Origin of the sequence: Microbacterium sp. H6, assembly GCF_003314775.1 — a bacterium.
In the GTDB taxonomy this organism is placed as follows: Bacteria; Actinomycetota; Actinomycetes; order Actinomycetales; family Microbacteriaceae; genus Microbacterium; species Microbacterium oxydans.
On record NZ_QOAY01000306.1, the window covers coordinates 221,115 to 226,065 of the forward strand.

A 4,951-nucleotide genomic window follows, 5' to 3' on the forward strand; every position below is an offset into this window, starting at 1 on the left:
GGGCACGGACGCCGCCTCCCGCATCAGGCGCACGAGCTCCAGGTCGAAGCCGTCTCTGGTGCCGTCCGCATCGATCGAGTTCACGAGCAGCTCGCCCGCTCCACGCTCCGCCGCCTCCCGCGCCCAGTCGAGGGCGTCGAGAGTGGTCTGCGTGCGGCCGCCGTGCGTGGTGACGACGAAGCCCGAGTGGGTCGTGGGCGCGCGCTTCACGTCGAGCGAGAGCACGAGCACCTGCGCACCGAAGCGGTCGGCGATCTCGCCGATGAGCTCCGGGCGCGCGATGGCCGCCGAGTTCACGCCGACCTTGTCCGCGCCGACCGAAAGCAGGCGCGCCACGTCGTCGACGCTGCGCACTCCCCCGCCGACGGTGAGCGGCACGAACACCTGCTCCGCCGTCCGCTGCACGACGTCATACGTCGTGGCGCGGGCGTCGACCGTCGCGGTGACATCGAGGAAAGTGATCTCGTCTGCACCCTGCGCCGCGTAGTGCCTGGCGAGCTCGACGGGGTCGCCCATGTCGCGCAGGTTCTCGAAGTTCACGCCCTTGACGACGCGCCCATCGGCGACGTCGAGACACGGGATGACACGGCTCGCGAGCGTCATCAGAGCCTCGCGTTGTGGATCGCGGTGACGAGGATGGCCCGTGCACCCAGCGCGTAGAGAGCGTCCATCACGGGGTTGACCCGGGAACGAGCCACCATGACGCGCACGGCCACCCACTCGGGGTCACGCAGCGGCGAGACCGTCGGCGACTCCACGCCCCCGGCGATCTTCACGGCGTCATCGAGGAGGGCGACCGGAAGGTCGTAATCGATCATGACGAAGCGTCGAGCGACCATCACACCGCGCAGGCGGCGAAGCAGCGTGTCCGCGCCCTCGGCGTCGACGGGTCCGGCGATGAGCACCGCCTCCGACTCCAGAATCACGGGGCCGAACACCTCGAGCCCGGCCTGACGCAGCGTCGTACCGGTCTCGACGACATCGGCGACGGCGTCGGCGACACCGAGGCGGACCGCGGACTCCACGGCGCCGTCGAGGGGCACCAGGTCGACGGCGATGTCACGCTCGTCGAGGAACGCGTCGACGAGGCCGGGGTACGACGTCGCGATGCGGAGCCCGTCGAGCTCGCTCACATCGGTGTAGCGTCCGGTCGGCGCGGCGAAGCGGAACGTCGAGCCGGCGAAGCCGAGAGCTTCGATCTCGCGCGCACCGGGCATGCGTGCATCGAGCAGCAGGTCACGACCGGTGATGCCGACGTCGATCGCGCCGGAGCCGACATACGTGGCAATGTCCTTGGGCCGGAGGAAGAAGAACTCGACGTCGTTGTCGGCGTCGATGACGTGCAGGGTCTTGGGGTCTCGACGGCCGGCGTAGCCCGCCTCGGCGAGCATGTCGGCGGCGGTCTCGGAGAGCGAGCCCTTGTTGGGAACAGCGATGCGCAGCATGGATGGCTTTCAGTTCGAGGGGATCGGAACGGAGCGCATCACAGATGTCGATAGACGTCCTGCAGGCTGAGCCCCTTCGCGAGCATCATCACCTGGACGTGGTACAGCAGCTGGGAGATCTCCTCGGCGGCGGCCTCGTCGGACTCGTACTCCGACGCCATCCACACCTCGGCGGCCTCTTCCACGATCTTCTTGCCGATCGTGTGCACGCCGCCGTCGAGCTCGGCGACGGTGCCCGATCCGGCAGGGCGGGTCTCGGCCTTGACGCTGAGCTCGGCGAACAGCTCGTCGAAAGTCTTCACGCTTCCAGGCTAGCGGCTCGGGCGAGGTCTCTCAGCCGGGTGACGGCCGCCTCGATGTCGTCAGCCCCGTACACGGCCGAGCCCGCGACGAATGTATCGGCGCCCGCGGAGGACGCGATCTCGATCGTGCGGTCCGAGATGCCGCCGTCGACCTGGAGCCAGACACGGGAGCCGCGCCGACGGGCTTCTTCCGCGAGAGCGCGCAGCTTCGGCATCGTCTCCGGCATGAAGCTCTGCCCGCCGAAGCCGGGCTCCACGGTCATCACGAGGATCTGGTCGAACTCGTCGAGGACCTCGAAGAGCGATTCGACAGGTGTCGCCGGCTTCACCGCGACCCCGGCTCGAGAACCGATGTCACGAAGACGACGGGCGAGAGCGACGGGCTCATCGGCGGCCTCGAGGTGGAAAGTCACGCTCGCGGCGCCGATCTCGGCATACTCGGGCGCCCACCGCTCGGGGTCCGTGATCATCAGGTGCACGTCGAGCGGGATCGGGCTGGTGGCCTGGATGCGCTCCACCATCTGCGGCCCGAACGTCAGGTTGGGCACGAAGTGGTTGTCCATCACGTCGACGTGCGCGAAGTCGGCGGTCGCGATCTTTGCGAGATCCGCCTGCATGTTCACGAAGTCGGCGGCGAGGATACTCGGGTTGATGCGCGGGGCGCGAGGGAGTTCCACAGTCCTAGTCTTCCTTCCCGGATGAGGTGTCGTCGATCGATGAGCGCTGCAGGAGCGCGAGGAACATCGCATCCGTCCCGTGACGGTGCGGCCAGAGCTGTGCGCTGCCGGAACCGACCCTGCCGTCGTCCGCGAGATCGATCGGGGCCATGGCGACATCCGCGATGACGGCCCGCGCATCGAGCTCGCGCACATCTGCACGGTCGCGGAGCACCTCCTTCACCACGCCCGTGGTCTCCGCGAGATGAGGAGAGCACGTGACATACGCGACGATGCCGCCAGGGGCGAGGGCATCGAGCGCGGCAGAGAGCAGCTCGACCTGGAGCGGCACGAGCTCGGCGACGTCGGCCGGGGACTTCCGCCACCTCGCTTCAGGGCGCCGCCGCAGCGCCCCCAGACCCGTGCAGGGGGCATCGACGAGGATGCGGTCGAACTCCCCCGGCCGGGATGCGGCCAGAGTCCGCCCGTCCTGCTCGTGCACCTCGATCTCACCGGGGACGGCCCGCAGTGCCTTGCGCACCAATCGGGCCCTCACCGGGACGACCTCGTTCGCCTCCAGAGTGACGTCATGCTCACGGGCGACAGCAGCGAGGAGCGCCGTCTTGCCACCTGGCCCCGCGCACAGGTCGAGCCAGCGCTCACCGGCGGTGATGGGCGCGGCGCCGGCCAAGGCCAGTGCCACGAGCTGGGATCCCTCGTCCTGCACGCGCACGGTCCCACCGGACGCCTCGACGGCATGCCGGGGGTCGCCGCCGGCCGAGGCGAAGGCCGTGGGCGCGTACGGCAGACGAGGCTCCCCCGGCTCGGCGAGCCCGGGGAGCGCGACGAGCGTGACATCGGGTGAGGCGTTGTCGGCCTCGAGAAGCGCCTCCAGCTCCTCGCCACGCCCCTCGGCGATCAGAGCACGACGCAGAGCGCGGATCACCCACACCGGGTGCGCGGAACGCAGGGCGAGTCGTTCGTCGTCGGAGCGTGCGCTGCTCTCGATGCGTTCCTGCCACTCGTCGCCTGATTCCCGGGCGATGCGACGGAGCACGGCGTTCGCGAAGCTCGATGCTCCACGCCCTGACTCCGTCGCGACCAGGTTCACCGACTCGTTCACCGCGGCGTGCGAAGCCACCCGCGTCGCCAGCAGCTGATGCACGGCGAGGCGCAGAGCGTCGAGGACGGCGGGATCGATGCTGTCGGGAGAACGATCCGCCGCCGCGGCGATGATCGCGTCGTAGGTGCCGAGCCGGCGCAGCGTGCCGTACGTCAGCTCGGTCGCGAGAGCAGCGTCCTGGGGGCTGAGTTGCGCTTCGGCGATCGCGGAGGGCAGCACGAGGTTCGCATAGGCATCGGTCTCGGAGACCGCACGCAGCACGCCGTACGCGACTCGTCTCGCGGGCTGCACGGTGCGGGCGGGACCGCGCTGCCCCCCGCGATGCACGTCTCCCGATCGCTGCGCGCCACGCGGACCGGCGTTCTTCGGTGCCGTCCTACGGTTCCGTCGTTCATCGCTCATGAGCCGGCCACCAGTTCGTCGCCTCCACGCAGACCGCGCCACCAGTCGACAGCGTTCATCGCGCCCTTGCCTGCCGGCTGGACCCTGGTCACCGCGAGTGCACCGGTGCCGGTGCCGATGTGGAGAGCCGTCTTGGTGCCGCGGAGCCGCCCCGGCGCGAGGGGATCGGCATCCGGGGCCGGCGTGGCTTCGAGCACCTTGAGGGGTTGACCTGCGACCGTGGTGTGCGCACCCGGTTCCGGGGTCACACCGCGGAAATGAGCGAACACGGTGTCGAGCGGCCGACTCCAATCGAGCAATCCGTCCGCGAGCGTGAGCTTGGCCGCGAAGGTGGGCTCTCCCTGCTGCGGTATCGACGACGCCGTACCCTCGGCGATCGCAGAGACCACCTCGGCGAGGAGCTGCGCGCCGTCGGCGGCGAGGAGCTCGAGTGCCTCCCCTGCGGTGGTCGTAGGGGGAATATCGACCTCACGCATGGCGAAGACATCGCCGGCATCGAGTTCCGCGACCAGCTGGAAGACGCTCGCGCCGAGCACCTGATCCCCGGCGATCAGCGCGCGTTGGACAGGGGCGGCTCCGCGCCAGGCCGGCAGCAGCGAGAAGTGCAGGTTGATCCACCCCGCACGGGGCGCGGACAGCAGAGGCTCGCGCACGAGCCCGCCGTACGCCACGATCACCCCGAGATCCGCCTCGAGCGCGGAGATCTCCACTGTCGCCGCGTCGTCCAGGCGCGCCGTCTTGATCACGGGGAGACCCAGTCCGACCGCCGATTGCGCCACCGGAGACGGGGTCAGGGTGCGACGACGCCCCAGCGGGGCGTCGGGACGTGTGATGACCGCAGCGATGTCGTGGGACTCCGCGAGTCGCTGGAGGCTGGGGACGGCGGCGGCCGGTGTGCCGGCGAAGACGAGGCGCATGAATGTTCTCCGGAAGGGTCAGAGCTCTGGTTCGAGGATATCGAGGCGGACGGAGAGGGTGCTCTTGGTGGCGCGCCCCTTTCGGCGACGACCGCTCACGGCTTCG

6 protein-coding genes are annotated in these 4,951 nt (G+C 69.8%); all 6 read right to left on the minus strand.

Going from position 1 to position 4,951, the window contains the following annotated elements:
* Positions 1–603 (minus strand): imidazole glycerol phosphate synthase subunit HisF (gene hisF / locus DSP71_RS21130; RefSeq protein ID WP_258546592.1); only part of this gene is annotated, 603 nt, incomplete at its 3' end.
* Positions 603–1,445, minus strand: coding sequence for an ATP phosphoribosyltransferase (hisG, locus tag DSP71_RS21135; protein ID WP_046747130.1), 843 nt, complete (start codon positions 1,443–1,445; stop codon positions 603–605). The genes hisF and hisG, both read right to left, overlap by 1 nt.
* Before the next feature lie 38 nt (positions 1,446–1,483).
* A complete protein-coding gene (locus DSP71_RS21140) occupies positions 1,484–1,747 on the minus strand; it encodes a phosphoribosyl-ATP diphosphatase (RefSeq protein ID WP_045265324.1) in 264 nt (87 codons plus the stop codon).
* On the minus strand, positions 1,744–2,424 hold the full coding sequence (gene rpe, locus DSP71_RS21145; protein WP_046747131.1) for a ribulose-phosphate 3-epimerase: 681 nt from the start codon (positions 2,422–2,424) through the stop codon (positions 1,744–1,746). The genes DSP71_RS21140 and rpe overlap by 4 nt, the downstream gene beginning before the upstream one ends.
* 4 nt (positions 2,425–2,428) lie before the next feature.
* Positions 2,429–3,928 carry an RsmB/NOP family class I SAM-dependent RNA methyltransferase gene (locus DSP71_RS21150; RefSeq protein WP_218867363.1) on the minus strand — a complete coding sequence of 500 codons (1,500 nt, stop codon included), beginning with the start codon at positions 3,926–3,928 and terminating at the stop codon, positions 2,429–2,431.
* The gene (gene fmt / locus DSP71_RS21155; protein ID WP_113681973.1) at positions 3,925–4,845 is read right to left on the minus strand and encodes a methionyl-tRNA formyltransferase; all 921 of its coding nucleotides are present in this window, start codon (positions 4,843–4,845) and stop codon (positions 3,925–3,927) included. Before fmt ends, DSP71_RS21150 begins: the two co-directional genes overlap by 4 nt.
* Positions 4,846–4,951: the final 106 nt, after the last annotated feature.